Here is a 267-nt window from a genome sequence, read left to right as displayed (position 1 = left end):
ACCGCAGCCGCCTTGACCACCATCAGCGACAACGTGTGACCCAGGACGTCGTGCAGGTCCCGCGCCACCCGATCCCGTTCCTGCGCGACTGCTGCCACGGCGAGCTGCTCCCGCGTACGCTGCAACGTCTCGGTCAGCACGACCAGACGGCTCAACACGGCGGCCGTCGTGCCGGCCAGCGCGACGACGAACCCCTGAACCAGCACCGAGCCTCGCTCGTCTGGAAACTGCCACAACGTGGCCGCGGCCACCACCGCGCAGAGCGGC

At 70.0% G+C, this 267-nt stretch carries 1 protein-coding gene; it reads right to left on the bottom strand.

Features of this window, described 5'->3' with window-relative positions; genetic code table 11:
- Positions 1-267, bottom strand: a 267-nt coding sequence (locus tag IG69_RS0119695; protein WP_030529855.1) for a histidine kinase, incomplete at both ends; no start/stop codon positions are given.

Source organism: Phycicoccus jejuensis (genome assembly GCF_000720925.1).
Lineage (GTDB): Bacteria > Actinomycetota > Actinomycetes > Actinomycetales > Dermatophilaceae > Phycicoccus > Phycicoccus jejuensis.
The sequence above is the reverse complement of the archived record's forward strand: the minus strand, read 5'-3'. Positions and strand labels throughout refer to the sequence as shown.